Origin of the sequence: Xanthomonas sp. DAR33341, from assembly GCF_003992815.1 — a bacterium.
Lineage (GTDB): Bacteria > Pseudomonadota > Gammaproteobacteria > Xanthomonadales > Xanthomonadaceae > Xanthomonas > Xanthomonas cissicola.
Map to the genome: position 1 here is coordinate 53,367 of NZ_QEYV01000027.1, position 23,064 is coordinate 76,430.

The window sequence follows — 23,064 nt, forward strand, 5'->3', positions numbered from 1 at the left end:
ACGCGAAAACCTGCACGGTGCCGACCGATGCGATACGGCGCACACCTGCATGCATCCAGCGGATGCGTCGTGCGTTGCATCCGCTTCAGCGGCACATCCACGTCGGCCGCGACCTGCGCGGAGCAGCTCGCCGATACGGCGCGGATCAGCCCTGATGGTAGCCGAAGCGAAGTGCAAGCTATGAGTCGGTGCTGAAGCCGCACCGACCGATGGCAGCACCGACAAGGCTCACCGTTGGGCGAGCGTGTCCAGCACCTGGCTCAGTCCATCCTGCCAGTCCGGCAGGCGGACGCCGAAGGTGTCCTGCAGGCTGTGGGTATCCAGTCGCGAATAGGCCGGGCGCGTGGCCGGCGTGGGATAGTCGGCGGTGCCGATCGCCTCCACGCGCGGCGTGCGGGCGAGCAGGCCGCGCGCGCGCGCCTGCGCGAAGATGGCTTCGGCGAAACCGTGCCAGGTGGTCTGCCCGGCGGCAGTCAGATGCCACAAGCCGGAGGGTTCGCCCGGCTGGCGGAGCGCGTGCGCCGTGATGTCGGCGATTAACGCCGCTGGCGTTGGCGTGCCGATCTGGTCGGCGACCACGCGCAGCACCTCGCGCTCGGCGCCCACGCGCAGCATCGTGCGCAGGAAATTGTGTCCATGCGCCGCGTAGACCCAGGCAGTGCGGAAGATCAGATGACGGCCGCCGGCCGCCTGCACTGCCTGCTCGCCCGCCAGTTTGCTTTGCCCGTACACGCCGAGCGGCGCGGTGGCATCGTCCGGCCGATAGGGGCGCTTGCCCTGCCCATCGAAGACATAGTCGGTCGAGTAATGGACCAGGGGCACATCGGCGCGCGCGCACCATTGCGCTATCACGCCAGGCGCTTCGGCATTGGCGCGGAAGGCCGCATCGCGCTCCTGCTCGGCACGATCGACGGCGGTGTAGGCGGCTGCGTTGACCACTAACGCCGGCCCCACCCTATTTAATGCCAGGTCCAACGACGCAAGCTCGTCCAGATCGATCCGCTCACAGGAGAGTCCATCGGCCAACTGCCCTGAGCGGGACGCAGCCACGACGGTACCCAGCGGCGCCAGCACCCGCAGCAACTCGGTGCCCACCTGCCCGTTGGCACCAATCACCAGCGTGGTCATCCCTGATAAACCGGCAGGCGCTCTTCGGCGATATCCTCAAGAAACGGCGCAGCCCTATCCTTCGCAGACAGAATTGGCGAACTGATCGGCCAATCCACACCGATGGTGGCGTCGTCCCAGCGCACGCTTGCGTCGGCGTCATGGACGTAGATGTCGGTGCACAGGTAACTGAAGACCGCACGTTCGGACAGAACTGCAAAGCCATGCGCAAAACCTTCCGGAATCCAGAACTGCCGATTGTTCTCGGCGCTCAGGATGGCGGCAGTCCACTGACCGAAGTACGGTGATCCGCGCCGGATATCCACCGCCACATCGTAGACCTCGCCCTCCAGCACGCTGACCAACTTCCCCTGTGGCCGTGGCCATTGGTAGTGCAGACCTCGCAGCACGCCCTTGGTCGAAGTGGAGATATTGCTCTGCAGGAACCGCGCGGAAAATCCGTGCTGGTCGAAGCGTTCGGCATTCCAGGCTTCGAAGAATTGACCCCGCTCGTCGCCCAGGACTCTTGGCTCAATGACGAAGCAACCGGGCAAGGACGTGTCAATGACTTTCAAGGAACCACTCCACGTTGTGCGAGCGAATGCAGGTATTGACCATAAGCATTCTTGCGCAAGGGGGCGGCCAGTTGCTCCAGTTGGGAAGCATCGATCCATCCTTTGGCGAAGGCGATCTCTTCCGGGCAACACACCTGCAGCCCTTGCCGCATCTGGATCGTCTCGATGAAGTTGGATGCCTCGTGCAGGGATTGATGCGTTCCCGTATCCAGCCAGGCGTATCCACGTCCAAGCGGCTCCAGGTGCAGGTCTCCTGCTTCCAGGTAGCGCCGATTGAGGTCGGTAATCTCCAGCTCTCCCCGGCTGGAAGGCTTCAGCTGCGCAGCGTACTCGCAAGCCCTGGCATCATAAAAATAGAGGCCGGTGACCGCATAATTCGAGCGTGGCTGCAGGGGCTTTTCCTCGATATCAATTACCTTGCCCTGAGCATCGAACTCGGCCACCCCGTAGCGCTCAGGATCGTTGACCCAGTAGCCGAACACGGTGGCTCCCTGTTGACGCGCATCAGCACGTCGCAACGTGTCCGTCAGGCCATGTCCGTGGAAGATATTGTCTCCCAATACCAGGCAGCTGGGCTTGCCATCGATGAAGTCGCGCCCGATCAAGTAGGCCTGAGCCAGCCCATCAGGGCTGGGCTGCACCGCGTAGCGGATATGCATGCCCCACTGTTCACCGTCGCCAAGCAGCGTCTGAAACAATGACTGTTCGTGTGGCGTATTGATGATCAGCACTTCACGGATACCAGCCAGCATCAGCACGCTGAGTGGGTAATAGATCATCGGCTTGTCATAGACTGGCAGCAGCTGCTTGCTGACGCCTTTGGTAATCGGATACAGGCGTGTCCCCGATCCGCCAGCCAGAATGATGCCTTTGCGTTGTGTCATGGATATATCCTTTGGCGCCCGCCGTGTCCGCGGGCCGTGACGATGACTGCGTTACGCTGCGACCCCGATTCGCTCCAACCGATAGCTACCGTCCAACACTCCTTGCACCCAGGCTTGGTTATCCAGATACCACTGCACTGTCAGTGCAATGCCCTGCTCAAAGGTATAAGCCGGTTGCCACCCGAGCTCGTTCCGGAGTTTGCTGGCATCAATGGCATAGCGGCGATCATGGCCGGGCCGGTCGGTCACGTGCGTGATCTGGCTGGCACGAAGTTGACCATCGGAGCGCGGACGTTGTTGATCTAGGAGCGCGCAGATCGTACGCACCACCTCGATGTTTTGCCGTTCGGCATTGCCGCCGACGTTATAGGTTTCCCCAACCCGCCCCTTTGCAAGCACAGTGCGAATCGCATCGCAGTGGTCACTGACAAACAGCCAGTCGCGCACCTGCTTTCCATCCCCGTACACGGGTAGTGGCTCCCCTGCCAAGGCCTTTGCGATGACCAGCGGAATCAACTTCTCGGGAAAATGGTAGGGGCCGTAGTTGTTCGAGCAATTGGTCGTTAACACCGGCAGGCCGTACGTATGATGAAACGCCCGCACCAGATGGTCGGATGCGGCCTTGGATGCGGAGTAAGGCGAATTCGGAGCGTAGGGCGTGGTTTCGGTGAATTTTCCGGTTTCTCCCAGGGTGCCGTACACCTCATCGGTCGACACGTGCAGGAAGCGAAACGCATGCCTGGATTCCTGCGGCAGCGCCTTCCAGTAATCCCGCACGGATTCAAGCAGGGCCAGGGTACCGACGACATTGGTCTGGATAAACGCACCCGGACCATCAATCGAGCGGTCCACATGGCTCTCGGCGGCAAAGTTCAGAACTGCGTCAGGCTGGTGCTCTGCCAGCAAACGATCCACCAGCGCTCCGTCGCCGATATTGCCTTTGACGAAGACGTGATTCGGATTGTCCTCCAAAGACGCCAGGGTTTTCAGGTTGCCTGCGTAAGTGAGCGCATCCAGGTTGATGACGCGCACGCCACGCGCGACCGCCTCCAACACGAAGTTGCTGCCAATGAAGCCCGCTCCGCCGGTCACTAACCAAGTTGCCACTGCCTATCTCCTGATCGCGCGTTCGCCGCACTCAATTTCAAGCCCGACAGGATATACGTTGCGCGCAACAGCGGTCGAAGTCGCCCTCGCAGGCCCATTCCCGCACCGCACCATCCATACGCCATCGCATGGTAGCTCTACCCCGGTTAGAATGCCCCCACTCCCGTGCCTGCCGCCGCGGCCGGGCCTTCCCGCAATAGCTGAAGGATCTCGTACACGATGAAAATCCTCGTCGCCTACAAGCGCGTGGTGGACTACAACGTCCGCATTCAGGTCAAGCCGGATGGCTCCGGCGTGGTGACCGAGGGCGTCAAGCTCTCGCCCAACCCGTTCGACGAAATCGCCCTGGAAGAAGCATTGCGCCTGCGCGATGCCGGCGTCGCCACGGAAGTCGTGGTCGCCACCCTGGCGCCGGCCGATGCGGCTGCGCACCTGCGCAACGGCCTGGCAATGGGCGCCAATCGCGCAATCCATGTGGTGACCGATGCGGCTGTTCAGCCCCTGACCGCCGCACGCGCGCTGCTCAAATTGGTCGAGAAGGAACAGCCGGATCTGGTCATCCTCGGCAAGCAGGCGATCGACGACGACGCCAATCAGACCGGCCAGATGCTCGCCACACTCTGGGGCCGCCCGCAGGCCACCTTCGCTGGCAAGCTCGTCGTTGCCGATGGCAAAGCCACGGTCACGCGCGAGGTCGACGCCGGCCTGGAGACGCTGGAAGTGGACCTGCCGGCGGTGATCACCACCGATCTGCGCCTGAACGAGCCGCGCTTCATCAAGCTGCCGGACATCATGAAGGCCAAGAGCAAGCCATTGGAAACGCTGGCGTTTGCCGACCTGGGTGTCGACGCGCATGACAGCCTGACCACCACCCACTACGCCGCGCCGTCCAAGCGCAGCCGCGGCGTGATGGTTAAGGACGCCGCCGAGCTGGTGGCCGAACTCAAGCAGAAGGGGTTGCTGTAATGGCCAAAGTTCTCGTTGTTGCCGAACATCTCAACGGTCAGCTCAATGCGGCCACCGCCAAGACGCTGAGCGCTGCGCTGGCGATCTCGGCCGAATCCATCGATGTGGTTGTGCTGGCAGCGGACCCGGCAGCGGTTGCAGCGCAGGCCGCGCAATTGGCCGGCGTTGCCCGAGTGCTGACGGTGGCGAACCCCGCAAACGAACATGCCATCGCGCAGGTGCTGGGACCGCAGATCGCCCAGCTTGCCGGCCAGGGCTATACGCATGTCTTCGGCCCCTCCACCACCTTCGGCAAGGACCTGATGCCGGTCGTGGCTGCGCTGCTGGGCGTCAACCAGATCTCCGATCTGATGTCGGTCGAAGACGGTTACACTTTCAAGCGTCCGATCTACGCAGGCAACGCCATCATCACCGTCAAGGCGCCGGCCGACCAGATCGTGGTCGCGACGGTGCGCAGCGCCTCGTGGCCGGAAGCGGCGGCCGGCGGAAGCGCCGCTGTCGAGTCCGTGACCGTCGATGCGACGCTGCCGACCCATACCCGCTTCATCGGGCTGGCCGCAGGCACCTCTGATCGCCCCGACTTGCAGAGCGCCAAACGCGTGGTCTCCGGTGGTCGCGGCGTCGGCTCGGCCGAGAACTTCCAGCACATCTACAGCCTGGCCGACAAACTCGGTGCCGCCGTGGGCGCCTCGCGCGCGGCAGTGGATGCCGGTTACGTGCCCAACGAGCTGCAGGTCGGCCAGACCGGCAAGATCATCGCCCCGGAGCTTTACGTGGCCATCGGCATCAGCGGCGCCATCCAACATCTGACCGGCATCAAGGACGCCGGCACGATCGTGGCGATCAACAAGGACCCGGAGTCGCCGATCTTCGAGATCGCCGATATTGGGCTGGTGGGGGATCTGTTTGAGCTATTACCTCAGCTGGAGATGAAACTAGGGTAAACTGGAGAGTCTATTGCAATGGGGAGAGCGATGAATAGATTTCACTTACAGTCCGGTCGATTCGGGCCGGATTCGACCTGCGGCCAGGTTGGTGAAGCTGCGCTCCCACTGAATCACGCAATGACGCACATTGCGCCGGAAGCCAGAACGTCGTATTCGCATTATGGTTGAGGTGCAGGCCCACTCCGCGCCGCCGATGCTTCGCGTTATCGGCGGCGGACTATTGGCCAGCGCGTTCACGTCGGCACCGACCAGTATGTCGGCCAGCATTTTTGCTTCCGGGGTTTCCAACTCCGGGGAAACCCGAGCAGAGGCTTTTGCACGTGAAGAAGCCTTATTGAGCTCTGCACTTGCCCAGGAACATGGGCGATTTGTCTATTTCAGCACTTGCAGCATCCACGACAATGATCGTGCCTCAAGCCCCTATGCCATGCATAAAAAGAGCATGGAAGGTCTTGTCCGCTCGCATCGTGGTCATTTGATCCTCAGGCTGCCGCAAGTGGTGGGACATACGGCCAACCCCCATACACTCACGAATTTCTTGGCGCACAAGTTGAGCACGGGGGCCAATATCGACATTTGGGCCAGGGCTCAGCGTTGTTTAGTCGATGTGGAACATGTCGCCGCCATCACGATGCATTTGCTTGAGCAGAACTCCCCCGCAGCCAGTCACGATATCGCGCCGCCAGAAACGGTCTCGATGCAGCAACTTGTCCTAATTATGGAACACGCAACAAATCAGCAGGCACGCTGCACACTGCAGGACCGCGGCGGTGGATCCACCCCCGATCCATCACTCATGCTCAATCTTGCCCCCACGCTCGGCATTGATATTTCACCCGGCTATACTGAGCGCGTGATACGGAAGTACTATGGCCGCACAGACGCTTGATCTATCAATCGTAATTCCAGTATATCGCAGCGCATCGATCCTGCCCCGCTTAGCCGAGCAGCTGGAGAAGACGCTCATCCCGTTGTATGGAGATAGTTTCGAGGTCATCCTTGTCAATGACTTCAGCCCGGACAGATCGTGGCAAGCCCTTCAGGAAATAGCCGCGACGCGCCCGTGGTGGAAAATCATAAACCTGCGCAAGAACGCAGGCCAACACAACGCCATTCTTACCGGCCTTAGAATGTCTAAGGGACGTTATGTAGTGACCATGGACGACGATCTGCAGCACTCACCATCGGACATCCCCGAATTAATTGCCTCCTTGGATGGCGCATATGACGTGTCATACGCCAAATTCCACTCTAAGCAACATGCATTATGGAAAAGATTGGGCAGTCGCTTCAATGACCTGGTTGCCAACAAATTGCTCGGCAAGCCCAAAGGCCTTTATCTATCACCATTCAAGGCCATGGTCGGGGGCGTGCGGGACGAAATCGTCAAATTTACCGGCCCCCATGTTTATCTCGATGGATTGATACTCTCCTCGACAAGCCGAATTACGACGATTACGATCGATCACCATCAGCGCATTGATGGCCAATCCGGTTACAGCTTACGCAAGTCGATCTCGCTTTGGCTCAAGATGGCGACCAGTTTTTCGCTGTTACCGCTGCGCGTTGCCTCGCTGACAGGAATCATTTTTGCGAGCGTTGGTTTCTTGCTTGCGCTTGGGTTCATCGTTCAGCGCTTTACCGTGAACGCGATGCCTGTCGGCTGGTCCTCATTAATGGTTTCGGCGTTGATTCTAGGCGGCGTCCAATTGATGGCAGTTGGAATCATAGGAGAATACGTTGGCCGGGTGCTTTTGCATGTCAATGGCCGGCCACAAGCCAGCATTGAGTCTACCTGCAATATCGACACGGGAAATGGGGAGTGAGCCGGCTTAGCGTCATCAGCCAGGATCCGCGCTTGCGTCAGCTGTTTCTTTACGCGCTTTGCGGTGGAACAGGGGTTCTTTCCGATATGGCGGTGTATTCGCTGGCCTTGTTTAACGGCGTAGGCTACCAGCTGGCGAATGCCGCAGGATATGCAGTAGGAACGCTGATCAGCTTCGTCCTCAATCGACATTTCACATTCCAGACATACGATCGGACTCTGTTGAGACTATTGATGTTCTTCGGAATGGCATTCATTGGCTATCTGTCTTCCAGCGCCTTGCTATGGCTGCTGGTATCAACGCTGAAAATCAATCCCATCTTGGCGAAAGTTGCAACGCTTGGTTTTGTCCTGGTCCTTCAATTCTCGCTTAATCGGGCAATCACTTTTCGCATCAACACGGAAAAAAAATAAGCATGACCACCCCTCAGTCAATCTATCACACCGCAGTTGTTGGCGGCGGTTTCTCAGGCTTGGCGACTGCCTATGCGCTCGCCCGAGCCGGTAAACGGGTCATTCTGGTAGAGCAGGACCACGAGCTGGGTGGCCTTGCCGGCGGCTTCACCGTTGGTTCGGAGGTATTGGAGAAGTTTTACCATCACTGGTTCAACAACGATAAAGAGATCTTTCAGCTGATTGATGAGTTGGGCGCGCGCGACAATGTATTGCTTCGACCGACGCGCACTGGAATGTATTATGCCCAGCAATTCTTCCGGCTCAGCACGCCGATGGATCTGCTTCGCTTCAAAGCGCTGCCGTTCATTGATCGAATTCGCTTGGGCATCTCGGTGTTGCGAGCACGCCAGGTCAAAGATTGGCGGCAGCTTGAGAATTTGACAGCGAAAGAATGGTTGATCAGCCTTTGCGGCCAGAAGGTCTACGACGTAGTCTGGGATCCGCTTCTGGTCGGTAAATTCGGCGCGGTTGCAGATGATGTTTCTGCGGTTTGGTTTTGGAAGAAGCTGGTCCTGCGTGGCGGCAGCCGTAGCAGCTCCGGCGACGAGGTCCTGGCGTACTATCGAGGTGGCTTCGCTGCGCTTGCGGAGAAGATGGGAGAGGCGATTCGTGCACTCGGTGGCGAAATTCTCATGGGGACTGCTGCAGTTTCCGTAACGAGCGCCAACGGACGAGCAACCGGAGTTGCGCTGCAGGATCGCCAGATAACGGCCGAAAACGTCGTACTTTCGACTGCGTTCCCAATCACTGCAGACTTGCTCGAAGGACAGGTTCCCGCAGACTACCTGCAGAAGCTTCGCAGGGTGCGTTACTTGGCCAACGTCTGCATGGTGCTTTCCCTGGACCGTAGCCTATCGGACACTTACTGGCTGAACGTCAACGATCCCGGTTTTCCCTACGTGGGAGTCATTGAGCACACCAATTTCGAGCCGCCGAGCTCTTACGGCGGGCGGCACATCGTGTATCTGTCGAAGTACCTGCCGACCACGCATTCGATGTACACGATGAATGACCAGGAACTCGTTGACTTCTCCATCCCCCATCTACAGAAGATGTTTCCGTCCTTTGAGCGCTCCTGGATTCAAGACGTCCATGTCTGGCGGGCCGAGTATGCACAACCGATTGCGGAGAAGCATTACTCCACCTTTGTTCCTGGCCGTACGACCCCGCTACCGAATGTTTTCGTCACCAGCATGGCTCAGGTCTATCCAGAAGACCGCGGTACTAATTACGCCGTGCGCGAAGGCAGGGAACTAGCCCAACAGATCCTGGAAGCGGGCACTCAGTGACACAGTTCACGAACATCGTTGGCACCGATCGCCTGCAGCGACCGATGACTCCCAGAACCTGGAAGTTGCTGGTCGCTGCGATGTACGCATTCGCAGGATTACTTATCCTGCTTGCGAGCTATGCGACACTCGAAAAATTGCCTGCGGTGCGAGTTGGCGACGGCGCCGAATACTATGCAATGGAGCGTGCAATCAGTATTGAGCACCGCCCTTACGTGCAGGCGGCGGCATGGGAGGATTACGAGCGTATTCGCGCGAGCGGCGCTATCGCCTCATTACAGCCTGCGGAAGTCCTGAGGCACACGTATTTGCCTCTGACGTTGGGAAGCGGCACGGACTTCAACCATTTCTGGCTTTACCCGGCACTGGCAGCAGTAGTCGGCAAGGTTGGCGACTTTGTTGGCCTTACTTCAACGACGCATGCGCACTTCATGCTTTTGCATGCCACGTTGCTCGCCGGGCTGATCCTGCTGTGCTTCCGACTCCACGGCTTCCTCGGCGTATGCGCTTGCCTAGTCATCGTTTTTTCCTCGCCGTCACTGTGGTACCTCAACAAGGTACACACTGAACTCTTCACCATTCTCCTATCGATCGCGGCTGTCGCCTGCGCCCTTCGCTCCAGATGGACCACGGCAGGCCTGCTACTAGCTGTAGTTACGACGCAGAATATCAGCTTCATAATTCCTGCATTCGTGGCCTGCCTGATTGCGCTTATGTCTTTCCGTAACAGCGCTAAGCCAGGTCTAGCCCCGGTGTGGCAGGTTACCGGGCTTTGTCTGGCAACCCTGACGGCCGCGCTGCATCCGGCCTATTATTTTTTTCGATTTGGCGGCCTGACGCCACAACTCATCAATGTCGGCGCGGACACTTCTCATCTAAATCCGCTCTCATCTCTACAGTATTTACTTGATCCGGATATAGGCCTGCTGCCCAACTGGCCTACGGGCCTCGCTATTCTTGGCGGGTTTGCGATCTTGCTCATCCGTAGACAGGTCAAACGAGCGCCGTTGGAAGCAGTCGCGCTCTTCATTATTTACCTAATGGCCGCACTTGCGGCGCAAGCAGCCACCAATAATATAAATTCTGGTGGTACACCCGGTCCGGCACGTTACGGGCTTTGGTATCTTTGCCTCTTCTACCCCCTACTTGTCCTGGCTGACTTCTCGCGTGAAGGCACTGGCCAGAAATGGATTCGTGGCACCTGGGCGATGCTGATATTGCTGGGTGGGATGTATGCGGTCAAATTTTATGAGCCTTGGGGCCCCGAGGCGTACACTGCTCCCAGTAGGCCTGCTAAGTGGATCTACACCCATCTGCCATGGCTATGGGATCCGGCTCCTGAAGTATTTAGTGAACGGAATGCAGGAATTGGCGAAAATGTACCTGAAGGACCTGCCCTGGTCTTTGGGCCGAAGTGCCGTAAAGCTCTCTACTTTCCGGGCATAAACAAGGCCATAGCGATATATCCTAAGGGCACTTGCATCATCAGCGCGGCCAATGCCAATACCTTGATCCACCGCCACTTTCCAAAGCTTCCCGATGAGCCCAAATACTTCACGCTGGCTCCGGGGGAAATGGACGCTTACATGCGCGCGCTTGCTACCGGGACATCGGTTCCTGCAGCTGAACTCCGCGCTTATTTACGGGATGGCTGGTCGGTCGATGAACCGTGGGGCGTATGGTCCGAGGGTGACAGTTCTACGATCTCCTTTCAAACTTCGGATCCACTCCAGCCTGGCACTGAGCTAATTCTTTACGTCAACGGCTTGTGGAACGCCTCGCGCCGAGATGCGAAAGTTGAGGCCAGGGTCAACAAAGGTGAGTGGCAGTCATACCGGCTGTCGGCATCATCACCCGCACCTAGCGCCCTTGCAATCCATCTGCCCGCCCTTTCAACGAAGGCGGCCGTGAGTGTTGAGTTGCATTACGATAAGCCCGCGTCACCGGCAGAGCTGGGGATATCCGCCGACGCGCGTCGCATCACTATCGGCTTGACGTCTATGGAGATAAAGCAGACCAATACCAAGCAGGAATGATTGACTCGTTCAGAAGTTATGCGCTCAAAGCCTTGAACGCAGCAACCGCTTACCTGGGAGATTGGATGCCATGAAGGAAGTTACAGATGAAGCTGTTACCTGGGCCTATCGGTTCATTCTTGGAAGGGAACCCGAAAACCAAGATGTAATCAAGCAGGTTTCTGCCACACTGCCAAGCATTAACGAGCTGCGGCTAAACCTTCTTCGATCAAGGGAGTTTGCACAGGACCAAAGCCACCGCTACAGAAGCGACCAGAGTCCTTTCTTCCATTATGCGGCGACTTTTGACGCGATTGGAGTCATGCAAAACCATGCTGTGCCCGATCTGGAACCTCGGGTAGGCGTACTCACAAATTTCCTTGGCGTGGCCATAGACCCAAAGTTTTTCCCGTCCGTACTCTCCGAGCGAGGCGGGGAGGTAGAAGGTATTCCAATTCCCGCAAACTGGCACGCTGATATTGCTGAGTGGGGCGCGGCCTTACGTGCCGTGGACTTGTCGCAGGGCAGCTTTACGGTCATTGAGCTGGGCTGCGGATGGGGGTGCTGGCTCAATAATACTGGCGTTGCTGCGCGCGCGTTAGGTCGTGACGTGCGCGTCATAGGCATCGAGGCGGATGCGCACCACCTCCAATTCGCCGAAGAAGCGCTGACCATGAATGGTTTTTTACCCGAACAGATTTCACTGATGCGGGGTATCGCCGCTTCGCGCGCTGGTACAGCGTTGTTTCCTAAACAGGATCTGCCCGGAGCGTCATGGGGCAACGAGCCGATCTTCGACGCCAGCGAGCAACAATGCGAGACTCTGTTATCGGGTGGAATGTTCGACAGAGTCACGATGGTGCCGCTTGAAGCACTGATTGGGGACCAGCCTCGGATAGACCTGCTGCATATCGATATTCAAGGCGGAGAAGCCGACCTGGTCGAACAATCGCTTGATTTGCTAGGTCGCAGCGTAGCCTACATGGTCATCGGCACCCATTCAAAGCAGATTGAAGGTCGGCTATATGACGCATTATTGCAGGCTGGCTGGGCTCTTGAAATGGAGCGCGCTGCAATATTCACCCTGATTGCAGGGAAACCAGAGATCCGTGTTGATGGCGTGCAGGGCTGGCGGAATCTGAAACTCCTCCCCTTCTAGCCAGCTATTCCCATGATCCAAAAGCGGGAGCTGGACTGGTTGGGTTAAATCCATACGAAGTTGCCCACGCAGATATAGGGAACTGATTCAAGTCCCGGCCCGCAACTAGTCCGGGGGGCTATAGAATCCATTGAAGGAAGCGGCGGAAGCGGTGCCGCCGCTTCCCGCACTGCCCAACTGTCTGAGCACACTGAAGTGCTTTCACACATTTGGAGTATCGCCGCTCTTGCCGGGGCGAGTCCCGGTCATGTCTCGGCCGCTCCCAAGATCTGTGCGAGTCGTTCAAGGACTCCTTTCGGGGAGCTCACCGGAATCCATATCCAGATACTGCGGGATAGCAGCTTTATTATTCGCAACAATGTCGCCAAGAGTGATTTGGGCTGGCGATTCAATGCGGGGCGTGATCAACGCCCTGCTCAGTTCCCCGACCGGAGTAACAGCCCCTACACCCAATAGGCCCAGGACAGGTAATTTTCGTAACAAGGGCAACCGGGGATCAACCGTCACTGAGGCACAAGCCATCGCCAAAATTCCTAGCGCCGGAATGGAACCTCTCATAAGCAGATCGTTATTATTACCAAAGCTCAGCAAAGTAAGCAGCGCCAAAAACAATGTCGCAACAATCACCCATGGTCGCGCGCTTGTTTGAGCGAATAACAACGAAAATGTCACCAGAGCAAATTCCAGAAGGACGAAAAAAATCCACTTTGTAGAAGTAAACAAGGGATGCGACCAACTAAAACCGAATGGAATGCCGCCTGAGCCTCCTAGTAAGTAACTGGCCGCCGAGACCATCAGGATGGGGCCAAGTAGACAGTTGGAGAGAGTGAGCGCCACTCTCGGGCCGACAGATACCATTGCCCAGGCATATAGAGGCAATAAGCCGATAGCACAGAAAGGTGACCATAGGGCGACCGCAGCAAGGAGAACACCGGCATGCGCGACGCTGCGTTCGGGGCAGCGATATATCATCAGAGCTACAAGCCATCCAGGAAGGGCGTGTTGTGGCGCCCAGACCAGGTTGGTTACCGAAGCAGAAAGCTCCCCAAAGCCAGCCCACCACTCAAGGTGAAAACGTGGACCTCGTGTATATCCGGTAATCAAAGTTCCCAGAATGTCGGCCCCACTAAAAGCCATGAAAACAGTCAGGGCAGCAACAACCTTGCTACGATTGCGTTCTCCGCTGGCGACTACGTGCGAAAAAACCAGACCCATCCCTAAAGCAGTCCAGATGAAGACCAACAAGGACAGCGTCTTCATGCCCAATATCTTGGCACCAAGTGCGGGCAAGACGTAATAGCTTAGGGAATAGCGAAGTAAACCATCACCCTCGGGAATGGATACCCTTACAGGCCACTCTCCCAGCACAAGTGCATTGAATAACGCGTAATGCTTCAGCCAATCGGAATTCTCTGCTAACGGCGGCAAAACGCCTGGCAGCAGAGCAGCCACTGCGCCAGCCGCAATCGGTAGAGCCATGCCACGCGCATCAATAAACCGGAAGTACCCGGTGTTTCCAAGCGCAAAAAAACAGGCCAATAAAGCCGACGGTATCGTTAAAAAGGGCCATGGGCAGAATGTAAGCCAAAGAGCCGTGGATGGAATGAACACATAGAGGAACCCAAGTGTAAATATTCCAAGGAATTCTTCATGCCGATTTGCTACCTGACTCTGCCCGGCGCGTTGGTGGCGCAGAGCCCCCCTAGTCGCGTACGCCAGCATTATTCCCCTCAATCGATAGAGCGCGCATATCCACCCACGTTACACCATAACCAGCATCAAGCCTGAATTGCTGAAAGCTCAGCTTTCAACATCCATCGAAGCGTATCTTCAATAGGAGGGCAGTCCCACTGTTTTACAAGCCGCAGTAGCAAGCTGTTGTCGCCGAGCAATACCTTGACTTCATTCGCCCTTACGAAGGCCGGGTTTACCCGCACATCCAGCGACCATTCGCTCAGCCCCTCACATAGTTCCAGAATATCTCTGAGGGAATGCCCACGCCCTGTGCATACATTGACCGTAAGGCTTTCAGCCTGCGGCGCTTCCAACAACAAACGATAGGCCTGTGCGACCGCCCGAACATCGCCGAAATCCCTCGCGACATCCAGATTACCTAACTCGATGTACTCAGAGCGCTTTGCATAATGCGAGACGATTTTCGGAATCAGAAATTCGCTCGACTGGCCGACTCCGGTGTAATTGAATGGGCGAGCGATGGTGATCGGAAGCACACCCATCCTAATCCTGGCCAGGTGCTCCATCGCGAGCTTGCTAATCGCATACTCATTGGCAGGCAGTGGTGCGACACTTTCATCCAGCAGTCCGGACGAAAGATTTCCGTAGACATTCGCGCTACTGGCAAGAAGAACTCGCTCTATCTTCGAGGCGCGTGACTCAAGCGCCTGGAGTAGGTTGCGTGTCCCAAGAAGATTGATGTTATAAAAATCTTCCGCCCGCCCATGGCCTACGAAAGCAAGCGCTGCCAGATGGACAACGATATCGGGCTCGCTCACCTCGACAACCTTCGTCAAGGATGCGCAGTCACGCAAATCGGCTTGATAGTAGGACTCGCCTTCAATCGGAGGCCGCGCGACATTAGTCGCCGAAGTGCCAAGCGAGATGACTTGGCCCCCCGACCGGATCAGTTCCTCAACGACGTAGCGTCCAGTGAAACCGGACGCGCCGGTAACAAGTATGCGCTTACCCGCCAGCTTAGAATGAAAAGCCACGTTCATTTCTCTTCAGATCCGCCTCAACCATCATCTGACAAAGTTGTTCGAGCGTGGTCTGCGGCTTCCAGCCAAGCACCCTCTCTGCCTTTTCCGGATCGCCGATGAGCAAGTCCACTTCTGCTGGACGATGGAACTTCGGATTGATCTGCAGGACAAGCTTTCCGGTCGCTGTGTCGACTGCGGTCTCGTCGAGATCCTTGCCCCGAAACTCGACGTCGATCCCCGCTCCCTTGAAGGCCATGCGGACGAAATCACGCACCGTTTCGGTTCGGTTGGTTGCAAGCACGAACGTATCGGCCTCGTCAGCCTGGAGCATCCGCCACATGCCCTCGACGTATTCCTTGGCAAAGCCCCAGTCGCGCTTGGCGTCCAGATTTCCGAGCTGCAGCACATCGAGCTGGCCCAACTTGATCTTGGCAACCGAGTCGGTGATCTTTCGGGTAACGAATTCCCGGCCGCGCAACGGACTTTCGTGGTTGAACAGAATTCCGCTGGATCCGAAGATATCGTAGCTCTCACGATAATTCACCGTAATCCAGTGGGCATACAGCTTGGCAACGCCGTATGGGCTACGTGGCCAAAACGGCGTGTCTTCCTTTTGAGGGACCGCCTGGACCTTACCGAACATCTCCGAAGTCGATGCCTGGTAGAACCGGATCTTCGGGTTCACCAGACGAATCGCCTCAAGCAGGTGCAGCGCGCCGATACCGGTGATCTGCGCTGTCGTGGTCGGCTGATCGAAACTGACTCCAACAAAGCTCTGGGCAGCGAGATTGTAGATCTCGTCGGGCTGGATCTTCTGGACCATCGCGATCGTCGTCCCCAGATCCGTGAGGTCGTACTCCACCAACTCCAGATTCGGATGTTTCGCGACGCCAACCTCCTCGAGGCGCCAGAAGTTGACTGAACTGGTCCGTCGGTATGTGCCATATACCTTGTAACCCTTGCCAAGCAACAGCTCGGTCAGGTAGGCACCGTCCTGCCCGGTGATGCCGGTAATGATTGCAATCTTGTTAGTCATCTACATTCTCTTCGGAAATTGGTGAAAGCAGCCCCGCTCTGGATCACGCCCATGCGCGTCCGGAGCATCGCCGTGCAGGAAAGCAACGGCGCCATCATAACTTGCCTGACCTCAATCGGCCTCCTGGATCGGATATACCAGACTGGCGGCCGGCTTCAGAAGTGCGGCGGCAAGCTGATCGGCACTCTGCGCCCAGGTCAACCAGGACAGCTCGTCAGTCCGCGGATGCGCGTTCTGTGTATGCAGTTCGAGCCACTTTTCGATGGCGCTCGCTATCTCCACCGGCGTGTGTCCTGCGAAGTACGTTGCATGCTCGCCAGCAACCTCGCGGAACACCGGGATATCGCGGACCAGAATCGGCAGTCGTCGCTGTCCCGCCTCGATCAGTGGCAAGCCAAAACCTTCGCCCTCAGAGGCGGCGATGAGGCAGGTGCAGGCCTGGTAGAGCTTTTCCAAGAGCTCGTCGCTGGCGGAGCTGAGCCAAAACAGATTGCGATGAAGCTGGGGATGCGTTTCCAACTTTTCGCAAAGCTCGTCCACCATCCAGCCTTTCTTGCCGACGATCACCAAGGCGATCTCCTGCCCTGCAGACCATAGATGCTCGAATGCGGCCAACACGCCGGCATACCCCTTGCGAGGTTCGAGCGTGCCCACCATCAAGAAACTCCTCACCTGCTGCAGGCGAGAGAGAAGCGCGTCGGCGTGATCCGGTATGCCCCGACTGGGAGCGCTTCCTTCAAGATCAGCGCCAAGGTGGAACCATGCGACGTCCGGCTGCTTGCCGATTCCATTCTCCAGCATCCATGCAGTCACATCATCTGCAACGGCCTGCGAAATACAGATCAACCGGTCCGATACGGAAACGATACCTCGCAGCCAGCGCTCGTGGTGCTGCCCGCCGGGCCCGGGCCACCATTGTGGATTCCGCACAGGCAGGATGTCATAGACCACGAAATTGATCCCTACTCCTGCAACATGAAAGTAATCGAACCAATCGGAGGCCAGGTCGACAGCGTGCCCCACCAGATCCAGGCCGACGAAGACATCGCCCGCGTGGCACACCAGTGCCGCATCCTCACCGAGATCCTGACCTAAAAGGTGGCCGGCGTAGGCATTGGCGCACACATAGCGACGTGACTCGCGATCCAACCTGACGAGCTGGATGCGGTAGCCATGCGGCGGCCGGCGCAGCCATTCATTCGAGATGGCGCGCGTCACGCGCTGGATACCCGTCCCACGATCGTGCGCGGCCAGCTCGGTAACGTCGAGCATGAGCATGCGCTCCTCTGGCGCTATGCTGCGGTCCAACGCATCTGCTGCTGCAACCAGTGCGAGCGTTTGCGTACTTTTCCGGCCAAGTGCGGCCATGGCTAGATTGAGTGCCTGACCAGCATCGGTGCGCGGCAAGGATCGCATATGCACGCTCTCGCAAGCGTCGAGAAACGCTGTTGCGCTTCTCTCCCAAGAGAACGCAGTAGCCCGATGCTCCGAAAAAGCGCGAGCTTCTGCTACGGCTGCATCATCCTCAAGCATCCAGCGGATCCGCTCGGACATCTCGGCAGTGTCATACGGATCAAACAGCATGGCCGGCTCCGTGGCAATCTCCGGAACACTTGAAGCGTTGGCTGCAATGACCGCTGCACCACATGCCATTGCTTCCAATACCGGCAAACCAAATCCCTCGTGCCAGGACGGAAACACGAAGAAGCGGCACTCGTTATACAGCGCAACCAGCTCTTCGTCTGAAACATAACCGGTAAAGATGATCTCGTCCGCTTGCAGCCCCCGCTCCAACGCGACGCGTTTGAGATCGTCCACCAACGACGAAGGCATGCGTCCGGCCATGACCAGACGGGCAATCTTGCGCGTTTCCACGGGGAGTGCCGCATATGCATCGATCAAGCGGTTCAGATTCTTGCGCCGATCCGCTCCACCGGTATAGAGAAAGAACTCACCTTCGATCCCGAACTTGGCGCGGACCAAGCGACGCGCCGGATGCTGGATTTCCAACTGCGAGAACACAGCATCGCATCCTGCAGAGATGTTGAAGACCTTATCGCTGCCAAATTTTCCAACCCGGCGCGCCTCGTCAGCTGAACTTTCCGAGATCGCCAATACCGCATCCGCCCGCTGCAAAAAAGAAAATTTCTCCGCGTAAGCTTTGGCATAGACCGGGTCGTGATTGAGATAAACCTCTGGGTTCATCATCGGAATCAAGTCATACATCGTCACCACGGTCGGGATCTGGAAGACACGACCGATGCTGGTCAATGCGTTGTCGCCGTAGCCCTCAAATAGACTGGACACATGCACGATATCGGGCTGCAATGAAGCCAGCGTTGCCTCCCGCACGATCTCGGCATGACTGCACCGCGCGCTATTTCCAGTATCGCAGGCATGCACGGGAAGAGGCACGTACCATACATGGATATTGCTCTGCGGAATGAGCCCCTTGAAGGCAGCCCGAATATCCTTCACTGCCTCCGGAAATGCACCGTTCAATGCGACATGGATATCGTGCCCCCGTGCATCGCGGGCTACTGCAAGCGCCAACGCCAGGCTATAGCGCCCGATACCCCGGAAACGACTCTCCGACTGCGCTCCCTGCAGATCCATTACGATGCGCATCAAGCAGACTCCCCATTGCGTATGGCCAACATGCGCTCATAGATCTTATGACCACGGGCAGACAGCTTCGCTGCCGCGATCGGCTCGGCAACCACGGTGACATCCACGACCTGGCCGGGACGCGGCCGATCCTCCACCACTGGCTGAATCACACTATCAATCCCTATATCGGCCGCGACGGCGCCCCTGATCCTGGCATGGACGGATGGCGCCATACGCACCCAGTTATTCAGCACACGGGCAAGCGCCGGGCGCTTGAGAACACGACGAACCAGAGCAAGCAGGATCCGCTTCAGCGATGCGCGAGGCCACCTCACCAAACGCGACATCCCTCGTAAAGGACGCGTCAGACGCCATGACGCACTAGCCTGGATATCGTGCAGATTTTGCTCGGCAGTGCTGGCACGCAGGTACCAATGGTGGGCATTTTGAAGTGAAGAATCGAGCTGCATGCGGAGTTCATCCAGCTGCTCACGGACGACCGTGAAGCTGGCACCGGACGTCTCCAATCTCCGGCGGAGATCATGCATGTTCGAGGTGCCCGACAGCTGCAGATGATGCAACTCGCCGATAGTATCTTTCAGCCCATCGATCTCGCTGTTGAGCTTGTCGATAGCTTCTTCGCGCTCATTTGCGCGCAGATACCAGTGATGGGCGTTACTCCGCGACTCACCGAGCTTGGTCTCGACTTCTACCGAGCGTGCTTCGGCCGCCCGGATGGAGCGCTCATAGATGAGCAGCGCGTGCTCCTGCTTTCGCAGCAGCCATACCCAGCCGGCTCGCCCTGCCTCATCATCCTTCTGGGCGATCGCCTCCCTCAAAGCGCGAAACGTCCATTCCCCACGCGGGCGATTGAATATCGTATAGAACGCGACCCGATAGCGAGCCGGCAGCATGGAGATATCGAGGAGCGGGCGGCGAACGGGCAATGGCGGCGCGATCTGCCCCTGCACCAATTCCCGCAGCGTTATCAAGAGCGAAAGAAGCAGGTCGTCTGGCCAGACGCAATCAACTGCGCTAGTCGAGACGGCACCGTAGTCGATAAAGGTGGCAGTGCCGTTGTCATTGACAAGCAGGTTCCAACAGCGCAGATCGTTGTGGTAAAGCCCGGCCGCCTCCAGCGCAACAAGTTGCGCAATGATGGAATCGGCTATCTCCTCGTAGGAATACGGGGTGTTGTCTTGGATCATCTCCGAAAGCAGGCGCCCAGGCAGCTGCTCTCGCAGAATCCATACGTCGCGACTGTCCTGCAGGTTGTGCATCAGAGCCGGCACAACCACTCCAGGAGGCGGATCGCGCAAGAAGCCCACTTCGTTTTCGTATTCTGCGAGGTTGATCTTCTTCCTCGTCGTCTCAACCAAGGACATCTGCTTGAGAATCACGCCATCGGCAAAGTAGTAGCGCCGCGTCCCTGCGTGACTGTTCATCGCATGAGCGTGTGATTCCGTGCGCCACGACAGAAATTCGCGGAAATCATTGCCAAGCAGCCAGTAACGGCTGCTTGCGAAATACAAGGGCCTGGCGATACCTGACAGATGCGTTCCCTGATGGGCCAGCACTCGGAGAAACGCATAGCGCTGCAGCAATTGCGCCGGGTCACCCGGCTGCGATGCACCCCAATACAGCGGTTCTTCCCGCACAGCAAGCTCGTATATGCCAACTGCAATGCAAGCGTCGATCTGCCCAATCAACCCGACAACGGGCTCCAGACCATGCTCATGGATCAGGTGATGAAAGACGCTCAGCCCGAGGACGAGATCATATCTGCCAACCTCCAGCCCCCCGACGATGTCCTCGATCCGGGCACATTCGAAGGTGGCGGCCACAAAGCCCTGCTCTTCCGCCAGCGCCCGGCATACCGCCACGTTGCGATCGAGAAAATCCGCACCATGGACGATGGCCCCCCGCGCCGCCAGGTTGAGGGAGAAATAGCCTTGTGCGCATCCAAGATCGAGCACCCGAATCGGACGCCCCAGTGCCGTCCGCAGGTGGTCGACCACATCGAGGATGACCTCCAGGCGGTCCTCGCAACCACGGGAGCTACCGTCGGAAATTTCTGGATGGCCAAAAATGGGCTGGTACTTTTCGGGTAACGCAGCAACGAGATCGGCGATAGAACTGTTGCCCGGGGAAACGGAATGCGTCATCAATGGAAACCTGGAATTAGCGGCACGCCGGCGGCGCGGACACGGACGGCAATCAAGGAACGTCGGCGGAAAATTCGGCATTCAAGTCAACGATGCCCCAGAACTGCATGGGACGACTGACATCCAGCAAGATGGCATCATAGCGCCTGTCCAGGGGCACCAACTCGCCGAGCGGATCGCCGCTCGATATCCCCAACGACACCATGTAATGCCCCTCATTGACGCTCAGCGGCAATGCGAAATGGCAGGTAACCACATCGCCTGCGCGTGGAGAAAGCGTCTTCCGCCCGTCGCTCGCCAAAAATGAGTTTGTCCCATAGAGGAACAGCCCTTCGAGCGTCTTCAACAGCAGGCCTGGGACCACGTTGTCGAAGTCACGCTCGAAAACGATCTTCATGTGGAATTTCGTGACCGCACCGCTGTCGATACGCGCGGGAAAACGCTCACCACTACTCGTCACCGCATAGTCGACGATCTTCGCTCCGCCCTGACCCCAACGGTGCTCGTTGCGGTTATACGAAGGGCGGGTGTGGAATACGTCATCGATGCTTTCGCCTGGGATCGCTTCGATCGGAGCGTCCGCACGCGCAGGGTCCGAACTGCTCTTTCGCCCGAAAAGCTCGTCCAGATACAGATTGGAAACTTCACGCGCCGGGCCGTCGGCATAGACGCCGCCATCCTTGATGAATAGCACGCGCTCGCAGTGCTTGACGATGTCACCTACTGCGTGACTCACCAGGATCAATGTGGTTCCCTGCTCCTTGAATTCCTGCACGCGCTTGAAGCACTTCGCCTGAAAATAGGCGTCTCCCACAGAAAGCGCCTCATCGACGATCAGCACGTCGGGGCGGAACGCCGTCGCTACGGCGAACGCCACCCGCACCTGCATTCCGCTGGAATAGGTCCGCACTGGCGCATCGAAGTATTCGCCAACCTCGGCAAACCCCTCGATGCCGGGCATGGCCGCATCGATTTGCTGTTGGGAGTACCCCATCAAACCTGCTGAATGGTAGGCATTCTGCCTGCCTGTCAGGTCCGGATTGAATCCCATGCCCAGCTCCAGGATCGCCGCGATTCGCCCGGACCGGGCAATGACGCCTTCAGTAGGCTGCACGGTTCCGGTGATCAGTTTCAGCAGCGTACTTTTCCCCGCACCGTTGCGCCCCACTACGCCAACGGATTCGCCGGTCTTGATCGAAAACGACACATTGCGCAGGATCCAATGTTCCTCGCGCGCCTGCACTGGAGCACCAAACCAACTGGCCGCCCGCAACCATTGACTGCTCCAGACCCGATAGGCCTTGCCAACGCCCTCGACACGCATTACGACATCGCTCATAGCGCATCCACCATTTCTTGACTGGCACGTCGGAACACCACCAACGACATCAGGCCCAATATCGCAGTGGCCGCACACAGCGGCATCAATGAGCGCCAATCCGGCGTTGTGCCGTAAAGCAGTACCTTCTGATACGCCGTCACCAGCGGAAACAGGGGGTTGAGTTTGAAGACCCTGGCGACGTCCTCGGGAAGAATGCTGATGTTGTAGACAATGGGCGTCAGCCAGAAAAGCGCCTGCAACACCACTGGCACGACTTGGGCGATGTCGCGCATGAATACATTGAATACCCCCAGCAACAAGCCCAACGACATCGCGAAGGTCAATGTCAGCACCATCAGGAACGGCAACCAGAGGACCTGCTGCCCCGGATAATGACCAAGCACCGCAAACACGATGAAGATGGCGAGCAGCAGCAGGAGGTTGTTCACCAGCATCGCTCCTGCGGCAATGAAGGGAAGGCATATTCTTGGGAACGCCATTTTCTTCATCAGGTTTCCGTTTTCCACGAATAGCGAGACACATTTATTGATAGTCTCGCTAAACAGACTCCAACATAGTGTTCCGGACATCAAATACAGCGCATAGGCATATTTATTGTCGATTCCAGGCAGCTTCGCTGCGAGGACCTCGGAGAGGATCGTTGCGAAAATCAATACCTGCATCAGCGGATGGATGATCATCCACAACGCACCAAGCTTGCTTTGGATAAAGCGCATCCTCAATTCGTTCTTGATCGAAGAGAAGATGAAGTACCGGTATACCCATAGGGGTCGCAGCAGGTCTTTCATGAGATTAAGCTTACCGAAGAGAGCGGGATCAGAATTGCCACGATCGCGGAAACCGAAAGAGAGAGGCCGAAAAGGA

At 57.7% G+C, this 23,064-nt stretch carries 19 protein-coding genes; 8 read left to right on the forward strand and 11 right to left on the reverse strand.

Translation table 11 applies throughout. The features are described from left to right. Positions 1-228: 228 nt before the first annotated feature. Genes rfbD through rfbB form a run of 4 tightly spaced genes read right to left on the reverse strand, consistent with a single transcriptional unit; the run spans position 229 to position 3,673 of the window. Entirely contained in the window at positions 229-1,128 is a 900-nt protein-coding gene (gene rfbD, locus EO156_RS12495) for a dTDP-4-dehydrorhamnose reductase (protein WP_029829443.1), read from the reverse strand. Then, positions 1,125-1,682, reverse strand: coding sequence for a dTDP-4-dehydrorhamnose 3,5-epimerase (rfbC, locus tag EO156_RS12500; RefSeq protein ID WP_016851441.1), 558 nt, complete (start codon positions 1,680-1,682; stop codon positions 1,125-1,127). The genes rfbD and rfbC overlap by 4 nt, the downstream gene beginning before the upstream one ends. Continuing rightward, a complete protein-coding gene (gene rfbA, locus EO156_RS12505; RefSeq protein ID WP_005913450.1) occupies positions 1,679-2,566 on the reverse strand; it encodes a glucose-1-phosphate thymidylyltransferase RfbA in 888 nt (295 codons plus the stop codon). The genes rfbC and rfbA overlap by 4 nt, the downstream gene beginning before the upstream one ends. Positions 2,567-2,617: 51 nt before the next feature. Beyond that, positions 2,618-3,673 carry a dTDP-glucose 4,6-dehydratase gene (gene rfbB / locus EO156_RS12510; RefSeq protein ID WP_005920787.1) on the reverse strand — a complete coding sequence of 352 codons (1,056 nt, stop codon included), beginning with the start codon at positions 3,671-3,673 and terminating at the stop codon, positions 2,618-2,620. A gap of 219 nt (positions 3,674-3,892) precedes the next feature. On the opposite strand from rfbB, the gene EO156_RS12515 reads away from it, so the two are divergent. From EO156_RS12515 to EO156_RS12550, 8 genes are all read left to right on the forward strand, one after another. Continuing rightward, the gene (locus EO156_RS12515) at positions 3,893-4,639 is read left to right on the forward strand and encodes an electron transfer flavoprotein subunit beta/FixA family protein (RefSeq protein WP_016851442.1); all 747 of its coding nucleotides are present in this window, start codon (positions 3,893-3,895) and stop codon (positions 4,637-4,639) included. Next, a complete protein-coding gene (locus EO156_RS12520) occupies positions 4,639-5,583 on the forward strand; it encodes an electron transfer flavoprotein subunit alpha/FixB family protein (protein WP_016851443.1) in 945 nt (314 codons plus the stop codon). The genes EO156_RS12515 and EO156_RS12520 overlap by 1 nt, the downstream gene beginning before the upstream one ends. Positions 5,584-5,779: 196 nt before the next feature. Beyond that, the gene (locus tag EO156_RS12525; RefSeq protein ID WP_223304341.1) at positions 5,780-6,475 is read left to right on the forward strand and encodes an NAD-dependent epimerase/dehydratase family protein; all 696 of its coding nucleotides are present in this window, start codon (positions 5,780-5,782) and stop codon (positions 6,473-6,475) included. Continuing rightward, positions 6,456-7,412, forward strand: coding sequence for a glycosyltransferase family 2 protein (locus tag EO156_RS12530; RefSeq protein WP_005913435.1), 957 nt, complete (start codon positions 6,456-6,458; stop codon positions 7,410-7,412). The genes EO156_RS12525 and EO156_RS12530 overlap by 20 nt, the downstream gene beginning before the upstream one ends. A gap of 32 nt (positions 7,413-7,444) precedes the next feature. Next, positions 7,445-7,825, forward strand: coding sequence for a GtrA family protein (locus tag EO156_RS12535; RefSeq protein ID WP_234746868.1), 381 nt, complete (start codon positions 7,445-7,447; stop codon positions 7,823-7,825). Between the two features lie 2 nt (positions 7,826-7,827). Continuing rightward, the gene (locus tag EO156_RS12540; RefSeq protein ID WP_016851444.1) at positions 7,828-9,156 is read left to right on the forward strand and encodes an NAD(P)/FAD-dependent oxidoreductase; all 1,329 of its coding nucleotides are present in this window, start codon (positions 7,828-7,830) and stop codon (positions 9,154-9,156) included. Then, positions 9,153-11,192 carry a hypothetical protein gene (locus EO156_RS12545; protein ID WP_005920798.1) on the forward strand — a complete coding sequence of 680 codons (2,040 nt, stop codon included), beginning with the start codon at positions 9,153-9,155 and terminating at the stop codon, positions 11,190-11,192. Before EO156_RS12540 ends, EO156_RS12545 begins: the two co-directional genes overlap by 4 nt. A 70-nt stretch (positions 11,193-11,262) precedes the next feature. Next, complete coding sequence (locus EO156_RS12550; RefSeq protein ID WP_005920800.1) at positions 11,263-12,330, forward strand: hypothetical protein; 1,068 nt, start codon at positions 11,263-11,265, stop codon at positions 12,328-12,330. 282 nt (positions 12,331-12,612) lie between these two features. On the opposite strand, the gene EO156_RS12555 is transcribed toward EO156_RS12550, so the two are convergent. The 7 genes from EO156_RS12555 to EO156_RS12585 all read right to left on the reverse strand — a co-directional run bounded on the left by EO156_RS12555 (position 12,613) and on the right by EO156_RS12585 (position 22,988). Beyond that, the gene (locus EO156_RS12555; RefSeq protein WP_124632100.1) at positions 12,613-13,941 is read right to left on the reverse strand and encodes a hypothetical protein; all 1,329 of its coding nucleotides are present in this window, start codon (positions 13,939-13,941) and stop codon (positions 12,613-12,615) included. Between the two features lie 167 nt (positions 13,942-14,108). Next, complete coding sequence (locus EO156_RS12560) at positions 14,109-15,065, reverse strand: NAD-dependent epimerase/dehydratase family protein (protein WP_022559982.1); 957 nt, start codon at positions 15,063-15,065, stop codon at positions 14,109-14,111. Then, positions 15,043-16,083, reverse strand: coding sequence for a GDP-mannose 4,6-dehydratase (gene gmd, locus EO156_RS12565; protein ID WP_003484125.1), 1,041 nt, complete (start codon positions 16,081-16,083; stop codon positions 15,043-15,045). Before gmd ends, EO156_RS12560 begins: the two co-directional genes overlap by 23 nt. Positions 16,084-16,194: 111 nt before the next feature. Continuing rightward, positions 16,195-18,711 (reverse strand): glycosyltransferase family 1 protein, encoded by a 2,517-nt coding sequence (locus EO156_RS12570; protein WP_029829446.1) that lies wholly within the window; start codon positions 18,709-18,711, stop codon positions 16,195-16,197. Then, positions 18,711-20,858, reverse strand: a complete 2,148-nt coding sequence (locus EO156_RS12575) for a methyltransferase domain-containing protein (protein WP_026007292.1) — start codon at positions 20,856-20,858, stop codon at positions 18,711-18,713. Before EO156_RS12575 ends, EO156_RS12570 begins: the two co-directional genes overlap by 1 nt. A gap of 52 nt (positions 20,859-20,910) precedes the next feature. Next, positions 20,911-22,197 (reverse strand): ABC transporter ATP-binding protein, encoded by a 1,287-nt coding sequence (locus EO156_RS12580; RefSeq protein ID WP_016851449.1) that lies wholly within the window; start codon positions 22,195-22,197, stop codon positions 20,911-20,913. After that, positions 22,194-22,988 (reverse strand): ABC transporter permease, encoded by a 795-nt coding sequence (locus EO156_RS12585; protein WP_016851450.1) that lies wholly within the window; start codon positions 22,986-22,988, stop codon positions 22,194-22,196. Before EO156_RS12585 ends, EO156_RS12580 begins: the two co-directional genes overlap by 4 nt. Positions 22,989-23,064 lie beyond the last annotated feature (76 nt).